Annotated in this window: 16 protein-coding genes; 9 read left to right on the top strand and 7 right to left on the bottom strand. The window is 60.5% G+C overall.

Features of this window, described 5'->3' with window-relative positions:
* Positions 1-128: 128 nt before the first annotated feature.
* Positions 129-1,385 (top strand): NADP-dependent isocitrate dehydrogenase, encoded by a 1,257-nt coding sequence (gene icd / locus M1B35_RS25325; RefSeq protein ID WP_011062175.1) that lies wholly within the window; start codon positions 129-131, stop codon positions 1,383-1,385.
* A gap of 78 nt (positions 1,386-1,463) precedes the next feature.
* On the opposite strand, the gene cspD is transcribed toward icd, so the two are convergent.
* Positions 1,464-1,721: a cold shock domain-containing protein CspD gene (gene cspD / locus M1B35_RS25320; RefSeq protein WP_123335539.1), complete on the bottom strand. Its 258-nt coding sequence runs from the start codon at positions 1,719-1,721 to the stop codon at positions 1,464-1,466.
* A gap of 225 nt (positions 1,722-1,946) precedes the next feature.
* Here cspD and clpS point away from each other — a divergent pair, with 225 nt between their 5' ends.
* Complete coding sequence (gene clpS / locus M1B35_RS25315) at positions 1,947-2,309, top strand: ATP-dependent Clp protease adapter ClpS (RefSeq protein ID WP_011062173.1); 363 nt, start codon at positions 1,947-1,949, stop codon at positions 2,307-2,309.
* A 29-nt stretch (positions 2,310-2,338) separates the two neighbouring features.
* Positions 2,339-4,609 carry an ATP-dependent Clp protease ATP-binding subunit ClpA gene (gene clpA, locus M1B35_RS25310; protein WP_123335541.1) on the top strand — a complete coding sequence of 757 codons (2,271 nt, stop codon included), beginning with the start codon at positions 2,339-2,341 and terminating at the stop codon, positions 4,607-4,609.
* A 120-nt stretch (positions 4,610-4,729) separates the two neighbouring features.
* Here the strand turns inward: clpA and infA are convergent, their stop codons facing one another.
* The 4 genes from infA to trxB all read right to left on the bottom strand — a co-directional run bounded on the left by infA (position 4,730) and on the right by trxB (position 7,516).
* Entirely contained in the window at positions 4,730-4,948 is a 219-nt protein-coding gene (gene infA, locus M1B35_RS25305; protein WP_002553999.1) for a translation initiation factor IF-1, read from the bottom strand.
* Positions 4,949-5,048: 100 nt separating this feature from the next.
* Positions 5,049-5,756, bottom strand: a complete 708-nt coding sequence (locus M1B35_RS25300) for an arginyltransferase (RefSeq protein ID WP_123335543.1) — start codon at positions 5,754-5,756, stop codon at positions 5,049-5,051.
* A 57-nt stretch (positions 5,757-5,813) separates the two neighbouring features.
* The gene (gene aat / locus M1B35_RS25295) at positions 5,814-6,494 is read right to left on the bottom strand and encodes a leucyl/phenylalanyl-tRNA--protein transferase (protein WP_123335545.1); all 681 of its coding nucleotides are present in this window, start codon (positions 6,492-6,494) and stop codon (positions 5,814-5,816) included.
* A gap of 71 nt (positions 6,495-6,565) precedes the next feature.
* Positions 6,566-7,516 carry a thioredoxin-disulfide reductase gene (gene trxB / locus M1B35_RS25290; protein WP_268263416.1) on the bottom strand — a complete coding sequence of 317 codons (951 nt, stop codon included), beginning with the start codon at positions 7,514-7,516 and terminating at the stop codon, positions 6,566-6,568.
* A 297-nt stretch (positions 7,517-7,813) separates the two neighbouring features.
* On the opposite strand from trxB, the gene ftsK reads away from it, so the two are divergent.
* The 6 genes from ftsK to cysG all read left to right on the top strand — a co-directional run bounded on the left by ftsK (position 7,814) and on the right by cysG (position 15,337).
* Entirely contained in the window at positions 7,814-10,222 is a 2,409-nt protein-coding gene (ftsK, locus tag M1B35_RS25285) for a DNA translocase FtsK (RefSeq protein ID WP_268263415.1), read from the top strand.
* A gap of 68 nt (positions 10,223-10,290) precedes the next feature.
* The gene (gene lolA / locus M1B35_RS25280) at positions 10,291-10,914 is read left to right on the top strand and encodes an outer membrane lipoprotein periplasmic chaperone LolA (protein WP_123335551.1); all 624 of its coding nucleotides are present in this window, start codon (positions 10,291-10,293) and stop codon (positions 10,912-10,914) included.
* Positions 10,915-10,948: 34 nt separating this feature from the next.
* Positions 10,949-12,274: a replication-associated recombination protein A gene (locus M1B35_RS25275; protein ID WP_268263414.1), complete on the top strand. Its 1,326-nt coding sequence runs from the start codon at positions 10,949-10,951 to the stop codon at positions 12,272-12,274.
* On the top strand, positions 12,271-12,645 hold the full coding sequence (crcB, locus tag M1B35_RS25270) for a fluoride efflux transporter CrcB (protein ID WP_123335555.1): 375 nt from the start codon (positions 12,271-12,273) through the stop codon (positions 12,643-12,645). The genes M1B35_RS25275 and crcB overlap by 4 nt, the downstream gene beginning before the upstream one ends.
* Positions 12,646-12,661: 16 nt before the next feature.
* Positions 12,662-13,942, top strand: coding sequence for a serine--tRNA ligase (gene serS, locus M1B35_RS25265; RefSeq protein WP_123335557.1), 1,281 nt, complete (start codon positions 12,662-12,664; stop codon positions 13,940-13,942).
* The gene (cysG, locus tag M1B35_RS25260) at positions 13,943-15,337 is read left to right on the top strand and encodes a siroheme synthase CysG (RefSeq protein ID WP_123335559.1); all 1,395 of its coding nucleotides are present in this window, start codon (positions 13,943-13,945) and stop codon (positions 15,335-15,337) included.
* Positions 15,338-15,403: 66 nt separating this feature from the next.
* Here cysG and M1B35_RS25255 read toward each other — a convergent pair whose 3' ends face one another.
* Positions 15,404-16,402 (bottom strand): glutathione S-transferase family protein, encoded by a 999-nt coding sequence (locus M1B35_RS25255; protein WP_268263413.1) that lies wholly within the window; start codon positions 16,400-16,402, stop codon positions 15,404-15,406.
* An 89-nt stretch (positions 16,403-16,491) separates the two neighbouring features.
* On the bottom strand, positions 16,492-17,347 hold an 856-nt coding region (locus M1B35_RS25250), incomplete at its 5' end, for a glycosyl transferase family protein (RefSeq protein WP_268263412.1).

Below are 17,347 nucleotides of genomic sequence, written 5' to 3'. Positions count from 1 at the left end.
TTCAGACTTGTAGGCCACGATTGGTGCGGCTTTCAGCGCATATGACGGGATCCTGAGGTTCCCGTGCAGATTCAACTGGGTTACGCTCGAACGCAGCCAGATGTTCAACCCACACAACGGAGTTCAGCATGGGATACAAGAAGATTCAGGTTCCAGCCGTCGGCGACAAAATCACCGTCAACGCAGACCATTCTCTCAATGTTCCTAACAACCCGATTATCCCGTTCATCGAAGGCGATGGCATTGGCGTCGATATCAGCCCGGTCATGATCAAGGTCGTCGATGCTGCTGTTAAGAAAGCCTACGGGGGCGAGCGCAAGATTTCCTGGATGGAAGTGTATGCCGGGGAAAAAGCGACTCAAGTGTACGATCAGGACACCTGGCTGCCTCAGGAAACCCTGGACGCAGTCAAGGATTACGTGGTTTCCATCAAAGGCCCGCTGACCACGCCGGTGGGTGGCGGCATTCGCTCCTTGAACGTGGCGTTGCGTCAACAGCTGGACCTGTATGTGTGCCTGCGCCCGGTGCGCTGGTTCGAAGGCGTGCCCAGCCCGGTGAAGAAGCCTGGCGACGTCGACATGACCATCTTCCGTGAAAACTCCGAAGACATTTACGCCGGCATCGAGTGGAAGGCCGGTTCGGCAGAAGCCACCAAGGTCATCAAGTTCCTTAAAGAAGAAATGGGCGTCACCAAGATCCGTTTCGACGAAAACTGCGGCATCGGCGTCAAGCCGGTTTCCCTGCAGGGCACCAAGCGTCTGGCGCGCAAGGCGTTGCAGTATGTCGTGGATAACGACCGTGACTCGCTGACCATCGTGCACAAAGGCAACATCATGAAGTTCACCGAAGGTGCCTTCAAAGAGTGGGCCTATGAAGTGGCGGCCGAGGAGTTCGGGGCGACCCTGCTCGACGGTGGCCCGTGGATGCAGTTCAAGAACCCGAAAACCGGCAAGAATGTCATCGTCAAGGACGCCATCGCCGACGCCATGCTCCAGCAGATCCTGCTGCGCCCGGCCGAATACGATGTGATCGCGACTCTCAACCTCAACGGTGACTACCTGTCCGACGCCCTGGCGGCGGAAGTGGGGGGCATTGGTATCGCACCAGGTGCCAACCTGTCCGACACCGTGGCCATGTTCGAGGCCACCCACGGCACCGCGCCGAAATACGCGGGCAAAGACCAGGTGAACCCGGGCTCGCTGATTCTCTCTGCGGAAATGATGCTGCGGCACATGGGGTGGACCGAAGCCGCTGACCTGATCATCAAGGGCACGAACGGCGCTATCTCGGCCAAGACCGTGACCTATGACTTCGAGCGCCTGATGGATGGTGCGACGCTGCTGTCGTCGTCCGCATTCGGTGACGCTTTGATCTCGCACATGTGAGCTGACCCACGCTGAAATGAAACCGCCACTCAATCCCTTGAGTCGGCCGGTTTTTTTATGACTGGATGTGGAAAAAAATCAGCTGAGAACGCTTTCTGCCTGAGTGTCGGTGGCAGCGATGTCGCCGGGAACCACCAGGGCGCTGATTTTTACGGCGTGCAAGCCTTTGGGGCCTTGGATGATCTCGAAGCTCACGGCCTGGCCGGCTTTCAGGGTTTTATAACCATCCATTTCGATGGCCGAGTAGTGGGCGAAGAGGTCATCGCTCTTGCCTTCCTCATTAATGAAACCGTAGCCCTTGGCATTGTTGAACCACTTGACCTTGCCGCTTGCCATACTCATATCCCTCTGCAACAGACTCCATCACTGGAGTATCATCCAGTTCATCCGCAGCCAAACCCGATAAATAAGGTTGACGCTGTGGACCTTTATTACCCAATGTGGGCTCTATTGGTTGTAACACCGTTTTGCCGATAGTCAAGGTGACCCGGCGGTCGGAGTTGAAATCCTCCCAGGGCGCCCCCACCACTGTATTTGCTCAACTAACGAACCTTTCTTTCCATGCATGCAATCAGCCAGATTCGACTAACATTCAATCAGGATCGCCCGGACTTGCACGACGACGATTCCGCTGGCTTGGCTGTACAGGAAGCTAAGCCTGCGTTACAGGCGCCGCCGATGTACAAGGTGGTTTTATTCAACGATGACTACACGCCGATGGATTTCGTCGTCGAAGTGCTCGAGATGTTTTTTAACCTGAATCGCGAGCTGGCAACCAAGGTCATGCTGGCCGTCCATACAGAAGGACGTGCAGTATGTGGATTGTTTACCCGCGACATCGCCGAGACCAAGGCCATGCAGGTCAATCAGTACGCCAGGGAAAGCCAGCATCCGCTACTCTGTGAAATCGAGAAGGACGGTTAACGCCGACCACTTGGGTATGAGGTGAAGCTATGTTAAACCGCGAGCTCGAAGTCACCCTAAATCTCGCCTTCAAGGAGGCCCGTTCGAAACGTCATGAGTTCATGACCGTCGAGCACCTTTTGTTGGCTCTTTTGGATAATGAGGCCGCCGCCACTGTTCTACGTGCCTGCGGAGCAAACCTCGACAAACTCAAGCACGATCTGCAGGAGTTCATCGACTCCACCACGCCACTGATCCCAGTCCATGACGAGGACCGTGAAACTCAGCCAACCCTGGGTTTCCAGCGTGTACTGCAACGTGCTGTCTTTCATGTGCAGAGCTCGGGCAAACGGGAAGTGACTGGCGCCAATGTGCTGGTAGCCATTTTCAGTGAGCAAGAGAGTCAGGCAGTGTTCCTGCTGAAACAGCAGAGCGTTGCCCGTATCGACGTGGTCAACTACATCGCCCATGGCATCTCCAAGGTGCCGGGGCATGGCGATCATTCTGAAGGTGAACAAGAGATGCAGGATGAAGAGGGTGGTGAGTCTTCTTCTTCGAGTAATCCTCTGGACGCTTATGCCAGCAACCTCAATGAACTCGCGCGCCAGGGTCGTATCGATCCGTTGGTAGGGCGTGAGCTGGAAGTTGAGCGCGTTGCGCAGATTCTTGCCCGTCGACGCAAGAACAACCCGCTGCTGGTGGGTGAGGCGGGCGTCGGTAAAACCGCCATCGCCGAAGGCCTGGCCAAGCGCATTGTCGATAACCAGGTGCCTGATCTGCTGGTCAACAGCGTGGTCTACTCCCTGGACCTCGGCGCGTTGCTGGCGGGGACCAAATACCGCGGTGACTTCGAGAAGCGCTTCAAAGCGTTGCTCGGCGAGCTGAAAAAACGTCCTCAGGCAATTCTGTTCATCGACGAAATACACACCATTATCGGTGCGGGTGCGGCATCCGGTGGGGTGATGGACGCCTCGAATCTGCTCAAGCCACTGCTGTCTTCGGGTGATATCCGTTGCATCGGCTCGACCACCTTCCAGGAATTCCGCGGCATCTTCGAGAAGGATCGGGCCTTGGCTCGGCGCTTCCAGAAGGTCGATGTGTCCGAGCCTTCGGTGGAAGACACCATCGGCATCCTGCGGGGCCTGAAGGGGCGCTTTGAAGCGCATCACGGCATCGAGTACAGCGATGAAGCCCTTCGCGCCGCAGCGGAGCTGGCCTCGCGCTATATCAATGATCGACATATGCCGGACAAGGCCATCGACGTTATCGACGAGGCGGGCGCCTATCAGCGTCTGCAGCCGGCCGAGAAGCGTGTGAAGCGCATCGAAGTGGCTCAGGTGGAAGACATCGTGGCGAAAATCGCCCGGATTCCCCCAAAGCACGTCACCAGTTCCGACAAGGAATTGCTGCGTAACCTCGAGCGTGACCTGAAGTTGACAGTGTTTGGTCAGGACGCGGCGATCGATTCGCTGTCCACAGCGATCAAACTGTCCCGTGCCGGGCTCAAGTCGCCGGACAAACCGGTCGGTTCCTTCTTGTTCGCCGGTCCAACTGGCGTCGGCAAGACCGAAGCGGCGCGGCAACTGGCCAAGGCGCTGGGGATCGAGTTGGTGCGTTTCGACATGTCCGAGTACATGGAGCGCCATACAGTTTCCCGTTTGATCGGTGCCCCTCCCGGCTATGTCGGTTTCGACCAGGGCGGTCTGTTGACCGAGGCCATCACCAAGCAGCCGCATTGCGTGTTGCTGCTCGATGAAATCGAGAAGGCCCATCCGGAAGTCTTCAACCTGCTGTTGCAGGTGATGGACCACGGTACCCTGACCGATAACAACGGGCGCAAGGCGGACTTCCGCAACGTCATCGTCATCATGACCACCAACGCCGGCGCCGAAACGGCTGCCCGGGCTTCCATTGGCTTCACTCATCAGGATCACTCTTCCGATGCAATGGAAGTGATCAAGAAGAGCTTCACGCCGGAATTCCGCAACCGTCTGGACACCATTATCCAGTTTGGTCGCCTCAGCCATGAGGTCATCAAAAGCGTGGTGGACAAGTTCCTTACCGAACTGCAGGCGCAGCTGGAAGACAAGCGCGTGCAGTTGGAAGTCACCGATGCTGCTCGCAGCTGGTTGGCGCAAGGCGGTTACGACGCGGCAATGGGTGCGCGGCCGATGGCTCGCTTGATTCAAGACAAGATCAAGCGTCCGCTGGCGGAGGAAATTCTGTTTGGCGAGTTGGCCGACCATGGCGGTGTGGTTCACATCGACATCAAGGACGGCGAGCTGACCTTCGACTTCGAAACCACGGCGGAAATGGCCTGATAGCCATTTGAAGCAACACAGCCAAAGGCACCGCAAGGTGCCTTTGTGCTATCTGGCCCGTGGGTTTTTTCGACGCACACAAAAACGCCCGGCATAACCGGGCGTCTTGTATTGACTTGCTTAGCGGGCGCGGTAAGTGATGCGCCCTTTGCTCAAGTCATAGGGCGTCAGCTCGACGCGCACTTTGTCACCGGTAAGAATACGAATGTAGTTCTTGCGCATCTTGCCGGAGATATGCGCGGTTACGACGTGCCCATTTTCCAACTCCACACGAAACATGGTGTTGGGCAGGGTGTCGACGACAGTGCCTTCCATTTCGAAGCTGTCTTCTTTCGACATGCAGTAAAGCCCTCGGTGTCCAATGAATGGCCCGGTGCAACTGCGCCAGGCAAAAGCGGCGTGCATTGTGCCCGAAAAATGGGGTTTAAGCCAAGACCTTCTAGTTGAGGATCACCCAGCGTTGATTAATCAGCAGCTCTATGGGGCGATATTGGGTTTTGTAATTCATTTTTTTGCAGTTCTTGATCCAATAGCCGAGGTACACCGCGTCCAGGCCCATTCGCAAGGTTTCGCCGATTTGCCACAAGATGGCATAACGCCCAAGGCTGCGACGCTCTTCGTCGGGTTCATAGAAGGTGTAGACCGCAGAGAGCCCGTTGGGCAGTTGGTCGGTCACGGCCACCGCCAGTAGGCGACCTTCCAGGCGAAACTCATAGAAACGGGAAAACGGCAGGTCGCGCACCAGAAAAGTCGAAAACTGATCGCGACTCGGGGGGAACATGTCGCCATCGGCATGGCGCTGTTCGATATAGCGTTGATAGAGGTCGAAATACTCTTCGCTGAATACTGGCTTGACCGGCGCCACCGTCAGGTCGGCATTACGCTTGAGAATACGTTTCTGCTGTCGGTTGGGCAGGAACTGCGCCACCGGAATGCGTGCCGGGACGCACGCGTTGCAGTTTTGGCAGTGAGGCCGGTAAAGATGATCGCCACTGCGACGAAATCCCATTTCCGACAGGTCTGCATAGACGTGCACATCCATGGGCTGGCTGGGGTCGAGGAACAGGGTAGTCGCCTGTTCGTCGGGCAGGTAGCTGCAGGAGTGGGGTTGAGTGGCATAAAACTTCAAGCGCGCCAACTCGGTCATGAGGCAACCCTCGGAATAAGCGTTGAATTAAGTGTAAGCCACCGCTGTGAAAACCGCTCAGGAAACCCATATGGCGCGGCTGGGCTGATCCAGGTGGCGTTTCAGGTAGCCGGCGAATTCCTCGCGGGCAATGGCGCGGGCACCGAGGCTGTGCAGGTGCTCGGTGGGCATCTGGCAGTCGATCAAGGCAAAGCCCCAATCCCGCAAATGCTTGACCAGGGTGGCAAAGCCGACCTTGGAGGCGTTGTCGGCACGGCTGAACATCGATTCGCCGAAAAACAGCTGGCCCATCGCCAAGCCATAAAGGCCGCCGACCAACTGGCCCTGGTCCCAGACTTCCACCGAATGGGCGTAGCCGCGTTGATGCAGTTGCAGGTAGGCCTGCTGCATGGCTTCGGTGATCCAAGTGCCGTCGGCGTAGGCCCGGGGTTGCGCGCAAGCGTGAATGACGGCGGCAAAATCCTGGTCGAAGGTCACTTGGTAGCGTTCTTGGCGCAGCAACTTGCCGAGGCTGCGAGAGACGTGCAGCTCGTCTGGAAACAGGACCGTGCGCGGGTCCGGCGACCACCAGAGAATCGGCTGGCCTTCGGAGAACCAGGGGAAGCAGCCGTGGCGATACGCCTGGATCAGGCGATCGGCGGACAGGTCGCCACCGGCGGCCAGCAAACCGTTGGGGTCGCGCAGGGCTTTTTCCAGAGGTGGAAAATCCAGGGTGTTGCGTTGTAACCAGGTCAGCATGGTATTCAGACTTGCGGAAGGGGAGGGCAGTGGCGGGCATTCGCAGCCCGCCGCTAGCGTAGGACGGCGGGTCAGTGGTCGTCGAGGAATTTCTCTGCGTCCAGGGCCGCCATGCAACCGGCACCCGCTGAAGTAATGGCCTGGCGATAGACGTGGTCAGCCACATCGCCCGCCGCAAACACCCCCTCGATCCCAGTGGCGGTGGCATTGCCCTCACTGCCACCCTTGACCAGCAGGTAGCCGTCGCGCATCTCCAGTTGGCCCTGGAACAGCTCGGTGTTGGGTTTGTGGCCGATGGCGATAAATACGCCGGCCAGCGCCAGCTCCCGGGTTTCGCCGCTGAGGCTGTCACGCAGGCGCGCGCCGGTTACGCCGCTGGCATCCCCCAGCACTTCGTCCAGGTTCTGGTTCCAGTGCAGGCGGATATTGCCGTTGGCGGCCTTTTCGAAGAGTTTGTCCTGGAGGATTTTCTCCGAGCGCAGTTTGTCGCGGCGATGCACCAGGTGCACTTCCTTGGCGATGTTCGACAGGTACAGGGCTTCCTCCACGGCGGTGTTGCCGCCGCCGACCACTGCGACCACCTGGTTGCGATAAAAGAAGCCGTCGCAGGTGGCGCAGGCCGAGACGCCCTTGCCGGCAAACGCCTCTTCGGACGGCAGGCCCAGGTACTGGGCTGAAGCGCCCGTGGCGATGATCAGCGCGTCGCAGCTGTAGACGCCGCTGTCACCCTTGAGGATAAACGGCCGCTGCTGCAACTCCGCGGTATGGATGTGGTCGTAGACGATCTCGGTGTCGAAGCGCTCGGCATGCTTTTGCATGCGCTCCATCAGCGCCGGGCCGGTCAGGCCTTCCACATCCCCCGGCCAGTTATCGACTTCGGTGGTGGTGGTCAACTGGCCGCCGGCCTGCAAGCCGGTGATCACCGTCGGTTTGAGGTTGGCGCGGGCGGCATACACGGCGGCGCTGTAACCGGCAGGGCCGGAGCCCAGGATAATCACGCGAGAATGCTTCGTTTGGTTCATAAAAACACCTCATAAGCCTTTGTCACAAAAGAGAATGCATGCTCAAATTGCGGACTGCGTAACCAGCCTTTGGCGATGCTGTCCGCGTGATATCACGGCGTGGCATAGCCAGGACGGATCCGTACAATCCAGATATGTATCCAGCATATTCAGAATTGCACTATTTCAGGATCAAGGGGCAGAGTGTTAAAAGTAGCCCCAGTTATGCCGGTCAACTTTATTTACCTGCTCGGCTTGAGCAGTATTGTGTAGTCAATCAACAGTTGGACGCGCCCCAGGCGCAGGAAAAGACGCGTTTTGAAGAAATCCACCGCAGCACCTAAACCAGTAGTTCCCGCCTGGCGTCAGCAATTGCACTACCGACTCAAGGAAGGTGCACTGATTGCCATTGGAGCCCTGTGCCTGTTCTTGATGATGGCATTGTTGACCTATGGCAAGGACGATCCGGGCTGGAGCCATAACAGCAAGATTGAAGATGTACAGAACTTCGGCGGTCCTGCCGGTTCTTACAGCGCCGATATCCTGTTTATGGTGTTGGGTTATTTCGCCTATATCTTTCCACTGTTGCTGGCGATCAAGACTTATCAGATTTTCCGCCAGCGCCACGAGCCTTGGCAGTGGAGCGGCTGGCTGTTCTCCTGGCGCCTGATCGGCCTGGTGTTCCTGGTGCTGTCGGGTGCGGCGCTGGCGCACATTCATTTTCACGCGGCCACCGGTTTGCCGGCCGGCGCTGGCGGTGCCTTGGGCGAGAGCCTGGGCGATCTGGCAAAAAATGCCCTGAACATCCAGGGCAGCACCCTGATGTTCATTGCCCTGTTCCTGTTCGGCCTGACGGTGTTCACGGACCTGTCGTGGTTCAAGGTGATGGACATCACTGGCAAGATCACCCTTGACCTGTTTGAACTGTTCCAGGGCGCCGCCAACCGTTGGTGGGCCGCTCGCGTCGAACGTAAACAGCTGGTGGCGCAATTGCGCGAAGTGGATGCCCGGGTCGACGAAGTGGTGGCCCCGACCGTGACCGACAAGCGCGAGCAGGCCAAGGTCAAGGAGCGCTTGATCGAGCGCGAGCAGGCCCTGAGCAAGCACATGTCCGAGCGTGAGAAGCAGGTGCCGCCGGTGATTGCCCCTGCGCCGCCGAAAGCGCCGGAGCCGAGCAAGCGTGTGCAGAAAGAGAAGCAAGTGCCGCTGTTTATCGACAGCGCGGTAGAAGGCACCTTGCCGCCGATTTCGATCCTCGACCCGGCAGAAAAGAAACAACTGAATTACTCCCCCGAATCCTTGGCGGCCGTTGGCCACTTGTTGGAAATCAAGCTCAAGGAATTCGGCGTCGAAGTGTCCGTGGACTCGATCCACCCCGGCCCGGTGATTACCCGTTACGAGATCCAGCCGGCCGCCGGCGTGAAGGTCAGTCGTATCGCCAACCTGGCCAAGGACTTGGCCCGCTCCCTGGCCGTGACCAGCGTGCGCGTAGTGGAAGTGATTCCCGGCAAGACCACCGTGGGCATCGAGATCCCCAACGAAGACCGACAGATCGTGCGCTTCTCCGAAGTGTTGTCGACGCCTGAGTACGATAACTTCAAATCGCCGGTGACCCTGGCCCTGGGCCACGACATCGGCGGCCGGCCGGTGATCACCGACCTGGCGAAGATGCCGCACCTGCTGGTGGCCGGTACCACCGGTTCTGGTAAGTCGGTGGGGGTCAACGCGATGATCCTGTCGATTCTGTTCAAGTCCGGGCCGGACGACGCCAAACTGATCATGATCGACCCGAAAATGCTCGAGCTGTCGATCTACGAAGGCATCCCGCACCTGCTGTGCCCGGTGGTGACCGACATGAAAGACGCCGCCAATGCCTTGCGCTGGAGCGTGGCCGAGATGGAGCGGCGCTATAAGCTGATGGCGAAGATGGGCGTGCGTAACCTGTCCGGCTTCAACCACAAGGTCAAGGAGGCCGAGGAGGCCGGCACACCGCTCACCGACCCACTGTACAACCGCGAGAGTATCCACGACGAAGCGCCGCTGCTGACCAAGCTGCCGACCATCGTGGTGGTGGTGGACGAATTCGCCGACATGATGATGATCGTCGGCAAGAAGGTTGAAGAACTGATTGCCCGTATCGCCCAGAAGGCCCGTGCCGCCGGTATCCACTTGATCCTCGCGACCCAGCGCCCTTCGGTGGACGTGATCACCGGTCTGATCAAGGCCAACATCCCGACCCGCATGGCGTTCCAGGTATCCAGCAAGATCGACTCGCGGACCATCATCGACCAGGGTGGCGCCGAGCAACTGCTGGGCCACGGTGACATGCTCTACATGCCACCGGGCACCAGCTTGCCGATTCGAGTCCACGGTGCGTTTGTTTCCGACGACGAAGTGCACCGTGTGGTGGAGGCCTGGAAACTGCGGGGCGCCCCGGAATACAACGACGACATCCTCAACGGTGTCGAAGAGGCGGGCAGCGGTTTTGACGGTGGCAGCGGCGGCGGTGACGGCGATGATGCCGAGACCGACGCGCTCTACGACGAAGCCGTGCAGTTCGTCCTGGAAAGCCGCCGGGCCTCCATTTCGGCGGTGCAACGCAAGCTGAAAATTGGCTACAACCGTGCCGCACGCATGATTGAAGCCATGGAAATGGCGGGTGTGGTCACCGCCATGAACACCAACGGTTCCCGGGAAGTCCTGGCCCCTGGCCCCTCCCGCGACTGATCACAGAGACGACCCGGGTGGCGCAATGACGCGCCGCCTGTATTCCCACGACATTGATGAGGACTCCCATGCGTCTTATCCGCATGTTGCTGCTGCCGGTACTGGCCATTACCACCTTGTCGGCCCACGCCGATCCGAAGGACGTGGCGCGTCTGACCCAATTGCTGGAAAAATCCCAGACCCTGACGGCGCGCTTCTCCCAGCTGACCCTCGATGGCAGCGGCACCCAGTTGCAGGAAACCGCCGGTGAGATGTCCCTGCAGCGTCCTGGCCTGTTCTACTGGCACACCGACGCGCCGCAAGAGCAACTGATGGTGTCCGATGGTCAGAAAGTCTCTCTGTGGGACCCGGACCTGGAACAAGTGACCATCAAGAAGCTCGACCAGCGTCTGACCCAGACCCCGGCCTTGCTGCTGTCCGGTGACGTGTCGAAAATCAGCGAAAGCTTCGACATCAGCGCCAAGGAAGCCGGCGGCGTGATCGACTTCACCCTCAAGCCGAAGACCAAGGACACCCTGTTCGACAGCCTGCGCCTGTCGTTCCGCAATGGCATGGTCAACGACATGCAGTTGATCGACAGCGTCGGCCAGCGCACCAACATCCTGTTCACTGGGGTCAAGGCCAACGAGCCGATCCCGGCGTCCAAGTTCAAGTTCGACATCCCTAAGGGTGCCGACGTGATTCAAGAGTAACCAGCCGAAACACACGAGGTTGCAAAGGTACGCCATGGACCTGTTTCGTAGTGCCCCGATCGCTCAACCCCTGGCCGCCCGCTTGCGTGCGGCCAACTTGGACGAGTACGTCGGTCAGCAGCACCTGTTGGCCCGGGGCAAGCCTTTGCGCGAAGCCCTGGAGCAGGGCGCCCTGCATTCGATGATCTTCTGGGGCCCGCCTGGGGTGGGCAAGACCACCCTGGCCCGGCTGTTGGCGGAAGTCTCGGATGCGCACTTCGAAACGGTTTCGGCGGTGCTGGCCGGGGTCAAGGAAATCCGTCAGGCGGTGGAAATCGCCAAGCAGCAGGCCGGTCAATACGGCCGTCGGACTATCCTTTTCGTCGATGAAGTGCACCGCTTCAACAAGTCCCAGCAAGATGCCTTCCTGCCGTATGTGGAAGACGGCACCCTGATCTTTATCGGCGCCACCACCGAGAACCCGTCTTTCGAGCTGAACAACGCGTTGCTCTCCCGGGCGCGGGTCTATGTGCTCAAGAGCCTCGACGAGGCGGCGCTCAAGACCCTGGTGCAGCGCGCGCTTACCGAAGAGCGTGGCCTGGGTCAGCGCCAGTTGAGCCTCAGCGACGAAGGCTTCCAGATGCTGCTGTCGGCGGCGGATGGCGATGGCCGGCGCCTGCTCAACCTGCTGGAAAACGCCTCGGACCTGGCCGAAGACGGCAGCGAGATGGGCGTCGACCTGCTGCAAAGCTTGTTGGGCGACACCCGTCGGCGTTTCGACAAGGGCGGTGAAGCCTTCTACGACCAGATTTCCGCATTGCACAAATCGGTTCGCGGCTCCAACCCTGACGGCGCCCTGTACTGGTTCGCACGCATGCTCGATGGCGGCTGCGACCCGCTGTACCTGGCCCGGCGCGTGGTGCGCATGGCCAGCGAAGACATCGGCAACGCCGACCCTCGTGCCCTGAGCCTGTGCCTTGCAGCTTGGGATGTGCAGGAGCGCCTTGGCAGCCCGGAAGGCGAGCTGGCGGTGGCCCAGGCCATCACCTACCTGGCCTGTGCGCCGAAAAGCAACGCCGTGTACATGGGCTTCAAGGCCGCCATGCGCAGCGCCGCCGAGCATGGTTCCCTGGAAGTGCCGCTGCACCTGCGCAATGCCCCGACCAAGCTGATGAAGCAGTTGGGCTATGGCGACGAATACCGCTACGCCCACGATGAGCCGGATGCCTACGCCGCCGGTGAAGACTATTTTCCCGAAGAACTTGAGCCGCAACCTTTCTACCAGCCGGTGCCCCGTGGCCTGGAATTGAAGATCGGTGAAAAGCTCAACCACCTCGCCGCCCTGGATCGCTCAAGCCCCCGCCAACGGAGAAAACCGTGATTCCATTGATTCTCGCCGTCTCGGCGGGCGGCGTCGCCGGCACCCTGTTGCGCTTTGCCACCGGCAATTGGATCAGCGCCAATTGGCCGCGGCACTTCTATACCGCGACGCTGGCCGTTAATATCGTCGGCTGCTTGCTGATCGGTGTGTTGTACGGCCTGTTTTTGCTGCGCCCGGAAGTGCCCATCGAGGTGCGTGCCGGGTTGATGGTGGGCTTCCTCGGCGGCCTGACGACTTTTTCATCCTTTTCCCTGGATACCCTGCGTCTGCTGGAAAGCGGGCAGGTGCCGCTGGCCCTCGGCTATGCGGCCATCAGTGTATTCGGCGGGCTGCTCGCGACCTGGGCCGGCCTGACCTTGACCAAACTTTGATAAACGAGAGACCGACATGCTCGATTCCAAACTGTTACGTAGCAACCTTCAGGACGTAGCGGATCGCCTGGCATCCCGTGGCTTTGTCCTGGATGTGGCACGCATCGAAGCGCTGGAAGAACAGCGCAAGACCGTGCAGACCCGCACCGAACAACTGCAGGCTGAACGTAACGCGCGCTCCAAATCCATCGGTCAGGCCAAGCAGCGCGGCGAAGACATCGCGCCGCTGATGGCTGATGTCGAGCGCATGGGCAACGAGCTGACTTCCGGCAAGGCTGAGCTGGAAAGCATCCAGTCCGACCTGGATTCGATCCTCTTCGGCATTCCCAACCTGCCTCATGAATCGGTGCCCGTGGGCGCTGATGAAGACGGCAACGTCGAAGTGCGCCGTTGGGGTACCCCGACTGCCTTCGATTTCCCGATCCAGGACCACGTCGCCCTGGGCGAGAAGTTTGGCTGGTTGGACTTTGAAACCGCCGCCAAGCTGTCCGGCGCCCGTTTCGCCCTGCTGCGCGGGCCGATCGCCCGTCTGCACCGCGCCCTGGCGCAGTTCATGATCAACTTGCACACCAGCGAGCACGGCTACGAAGAGGCCTACACGCCTTACCTGGTCCAGGCCCCGGCCCTGGTGGGCACCAGCCAGCTGCCGAAGTTCGAAGAAGACCTGTTCAAGATCACGCGCGAAGGCGAAGCCGATCTGTACCTGATCCCGACCGCCGAAGTGTCGCTGACCAACATTGTCTCGGGCGAGATCCTCGATCCGAAGCAACTGCCGTTGAAGTTCGTCGCTCACACCCCGTGCTTCCGCAGTGAAGCCGGTGCGTCGGGCCGCGACACCCGCGGCATGATCCGCCAGCACCAGTTCGACAAGGTCGAGATGGTCCAGGTGGTCGAGCCCTCGACCTCCATGGAAGCCTTGGAAGGCCTGACGGCCAACGCCGAGAAAGTCCTGCAACTGCTGCAACTGCCGTATCGCGTGCTGGCACTGTGCACCGGCGACATGGGCTTCAGCGCGGTCAAGACCTACGACCTCGAAGTCTGGGTGCCAAGCCAGGACAAATACCGCGAAATCTCTTCGTGCTCCAACTGCGGCGACTTCCAGGCCCGTCGTATGCAAGCGCGTTTCCGCAACCCGGAAACCGGCAAGCCGGAGCTGGTCCACACCCTCAACGGCTCCGGCCTGGCCGTAGGCCGGACCCTGGTCGCGGTGCTGGAAAACTACCAGCAGGCCGACGGTTCGATCCGTGTGCCGGACGTGCTCAAGCCTTACATGGGCGGCATCGAGGTCATCGGCTAAATGGAATTTCTGCCGCTGTTTCACAACCTCCGCGGCAGCCGTGTGTTGGTGGTTGGTGGGGGGGAGATTGCCTTGCGCAAATCCCGCCTGCTGGCCGACGCCGGTGCGCAACTGCGGGTCGTTGCGCCCGAGATCGAAGTGCAATTGCAGGAACTGATCGTCGCCAGTGGCGGCGAATCCCTGCTGCGCGGCTATCTTGAGTCGGACCTGGACGGCTGCACCCTGATCATCGCCGCCACCGACGATGAGCCGCTCAATGCTCAAGTGTCTGCCGATGCCCATCGGCGTTGCGTGCCGGTCAATGTGGTGGACGCGCCCGCCCTGTGCAGCGTGATCTTCCCAGCCATTGTCGACCGCTCACCGCTGGTCATTGCGGTCTCCAGCGGCGGCGATGCGCCGGTGCTGGCGCGCCTGATCCGGGCCAAGCTGGAAACCTGGATTCCGTCCACCTACGGCCAACTGGCCGGTTTGGCCGCGCGTTTTCGGGCGCAGGTCAAAGGGCTGTTTCCGGATGTCCAGCAGCGCCGGGCGTTTTGGGAGGACGTGTTCCAGGGGCCGATTGCCGACCGCCAACTGGCCGGTCAGGGTTCCGAGGCCGAGCGCCTGCTGATCGCCAAGATCGAAGGCAAGGCGTCCCACGCACCGGGCGAGGTTTATCTGGTGGGGGCGGGCCCGGGTGATCCGGACCTGCTGACCTTCCGCGCCTTGCGCCTGATGCAGCAAGCGGACGTGGTGTTGTACGACCGTTTGGTCGCACCGGCGATTCTTGAGCTGTGCCGCCGCGATGCCGAGCGGGTCTACGTCGGCAAGCGTCGCGCCGACCACGCCGTGCCCCAGGACCAGATCAACCAGCAATTGGTGACCCTGGCCAAGCAAGGCAAGCGGGTGGTGCGCCTCAAGGGCGGCGATCCGTTTATCTTTGGGCGGGGCGGGGAAGAGATCGAAGAACTGGCGGCCCACGGCATTCCTTTCCAGGTGGTGCCGGGCATTACCGCGGCCAGCGGCTGCTCGGCGTATGCCGGCATTCCGTTGACCCACCGGGATTACGCCCAGTCCGTGCGTTTTGTCACCGGCCACCTCAAGGATGGCAGCACCAACCTGCCGTGGAGCGACCTAGTCGCGCCTTCGCAAACCCTGGTGTTCTACATGGGGTTGGTGGGTTTGCCGACCATCTGTGAGTCGTTGATCCAGCACGGTCGCTCGGCCGATACCCCGGCGGCCCTGATCCAGCAAGGCACCACCGCCAATCAGCGGGTGTTCACTGGCACCTTGGCGAACCTGCCGCAACTGGTGGCGGAGCATGAAGTGCATGCGCCGACCCTGGTGATCGTCGGTGAAGTGGTGCAGCTTCGCGAGAAGTTGGCCTGGTTCGAAGGCGCCCAGTCCAGCGTCTGAAAGCTTCGCCAGCGAGCCAGCCCCCACACGATCTGTGTAGGTGCCGGCTCGCTGGCGAAAGCGTCCTTATTTCCCCTGCCACACCCCACGGCCACTCAAGCGCTGCCGGTCATGGGCTGCGTTGAAATCCTGCTGCGGCCCCTTCGGCACAATCCCGGTGGGGTTGATGGTGCGATGGCTGGCGTAGTAGTGCCCCTTGATATGGGTGAAGTCCACGGTCTCGGCGATTCCCGGCCATTGGTACAGCTCCCGCAGCCAGTTCGACAGGTTCGGGTAGTCGGCAATGCGCCGCAGGTTGCACTTGAAGTGGCTGTAATACACCGCGTCGAACCGAATCAGGGTGGTGAACAGGCGGATATCCGCCTCGGTCAGGTAGTCGCCCGCCAGGTAGCGGTTTTCTCCCAAGCGCTGCTCCAGCCAATCCAGCTCTGCGAACACATCGTCAAACGCCGTTTCATAGGCCTGCTGTGACGTGGCGAAACCGGCGCGGTACACGCCATTGTTGACGGCCGGGTAGATGCGCTCGTTGAGGGCGTCGATCTGGCTGCGCAAGGCTGGCGGGTAGAAGTCCAGGGTATTGCCGGTCAGGCCGTCGAAGGCGCTGTTGAACATGCGGATGATCTCCGCCGATTCGTTGCTGACAATCCGTTGCTGCTGTTTGTCCCAGAGCACTGGCACGGTGACGCGGCCGGTGTAGTCGGCGGTATCGGCGGTGTAGCGCTGGTGCATAAAGTTCAGGTGGTCGAGGGCATCGCCGCTGGAGCCGAAGTCGCGATCGAAGGTCCAGCCGTTTTCCAGCATCAGCCAACTGACCACGGACACGTCGATCAGGCCTTCAAGGCCTTTGAGCTTGCGCAGGATCAGGGTGCGATGGGCCCAGGGGCAGGCCAGGGAGACGTAGAGGTGGTAACGACCGGCTTCGGCTGCAAAGCCGCCAGTGCCGCTGGGCCCTGGCGCACCGTCGGCGGTGACCCAGTGGCGGCGCTGCGCTTGCTCACGTTGGAACGAGCCATCTTTGCTTTCATACCACTGGTCATGCCAGCGCCCTTCGATCAGCAGACCCATGGGAAAACTCCTCAGCTATTTTGCGTTGGAGTGCAGTCTATTCCGATGAGTTCGAACAAAAAGCGCAAAGCCTGGGGCTTTATGATCGATTAAATCGATCGGTTTCGGCTGTCCCAATATTGCTGGGCCAACTCGAACGCTTGCTCCCGGGGCGTGCCCAAGCCGCGCAAGGCTAGGGCCATGGTGGCGATCAGCGCCAGTTGCGGGTAGCTGTCCACCACCTCGCCACGCCAGACCGCAATCAGTTGGGCTGGGTCGAGGCTGGCTGGCTTCACATGGCGCTGCGCCGACAGGGCCGGCCACTCTTCATCCCAACTGACGCCGCCGGTGCTGCCGTACAGATGGCTGAGGCTGTCCGGGTTGATTTCGATTTCGCCGCCGTCGCCTTTGATCACGATCACGTTGTCCCCCAGCAGGCCGCTGGCATCGCGGTGCACGCCCTGGTAGCCGGGGTGGAAGATGCTTTGCAGACCGCAGCGCGCGCCCAGCGGGTTGAGAATTCGCGCCAGGGAGTGAATCGGCGAACGCAGGCCCAAGGTGTTGCGCAGGTCGATCATGCGCTGCAACTGCGGGGCCCAGGCGCCGAGGGGAATAAAGGCCAGGTTGCCCTGATCCAGGGCCTGGCTCACCGAAGCCCAGTTGTGGCACAAGGGAATCCCCAGGGGTTCCAACAGTTGCTCGGTGTACAAACGCCCGGCGGTGTGGGCGCCGCCGCCGTGCAGCAGGATGCGTACGCCGTTTTGCGCCAGGCATTTGGCCGCCAGCAGGTACCAGGGCAGGTGGCGTTTCTTGCCGGCGTAGGTTGGCCAGTCCAGGTCCAGGGCAATCGCCGGGGCGTGCAGGCGCTCGCGCAAGGCTTCGGTGAAACCGGCCAGTTCCTCCGGGCTTTCTTCCTTGTGCCGCAACAACATAAGGAAAGCGCCGAGTTGGGTGTCCTCGACTTTT

This window comes from Pseudomonas morbosilactucae, assembly GCF_023241665.1.
Lineage (GTDB): Bacteria > Pseudomonadota > Gammaproteobacteria > Pseudomonadales > Pseudomonadaceae > Aquipseudomonas > Aquipseudomonas morbosilactucae.
This window is presented reverse-complemented; position numbering and strand designations above follow the sequence as displayed.

Coding starts and splice junctions, on each gene's coding strand:
- cysG (WP_123335559.1), top strand. CDS start 13,943: ATGGAATTTCTGCCGCTGTTTCACAACCTCCGCGGCAGCCGTGTGTTG.
- lolA (WP_123335551.1), top strand. CDS start 10,291: ATGCGTCTTATCCGCATGTTGCTGCTGCCGGTACTGGCCATTACCACC.
- clpA (WP_123335541.1), top strand. CDS start 2,339: ATGTTAAACCGCGAGCTCGAAGTCACCCTAAATCTCGCCTTCAAGGAG.
- trxB (WP_268263416.1), bottom strand. CDS start 7,516: ATGAACCAAACGAAGCATTCTCGCGTGATTATCCTGGGCTCCGGCCCT.
- icd (WP_011062175.1), top strand. CDS start 129: ATGGGATACAAGAAGATTCAGGTTCCAGCCGTCGGCGACAAAATCACC.
- serS (WP_123335557.1), top strand. CDS start 12,662: ATGCTCGATTCCAAACTGTTACGTAGCAACCTTCAGGACGTAGCGGAT.
- M1B35_RS25255 (WP_268263413.1), bottom strand. CDS start 16,402: ATGGGTCTGCTGATCGAAGGGCGCTGGCATGACCAGTGGTATGAAAGC.
- infA (WP_002553999.1), bottom strand. CDS start 4,948: ATGTCGAAAGAAGACAGCTTCGAAATGGAAGGCACTGTCGTCGACACC.
- clpS (WP_011062173.1), top strand. CDS start 1,947: ATGCATGCAATCAGCCAGATTCGACTAACATTCAATCAGGATCGCCCG.
- cspD (WP_123335539.1), bottom strand. CDS start 1,721: ATGGCAAGCGGCAAGGTCAAGTGGTTCAACAATGCCAAGGGCTACGGT.
- M1B35_RS25300 (WP_123335543.1), bottom strand. CDS start 5,756: ATGACCGAGTTGGCGCGCTTGAAGTTTTATGCCACTCAACCCCACTCC.
- aat (WP_123335545.1), bottom strand. CDS start 6,494: ATGCTGACCTGGTTACAACGCAACACCCTGGATTTTCCACCTCTGGAA.
- M1B35_RS25275 (WP_268263414.1), top strand. CDS start 10,949: ATGGACCTGTTTCGTAGTGCCCCGATCGCTCAACCCCTGGCCGCCCGC.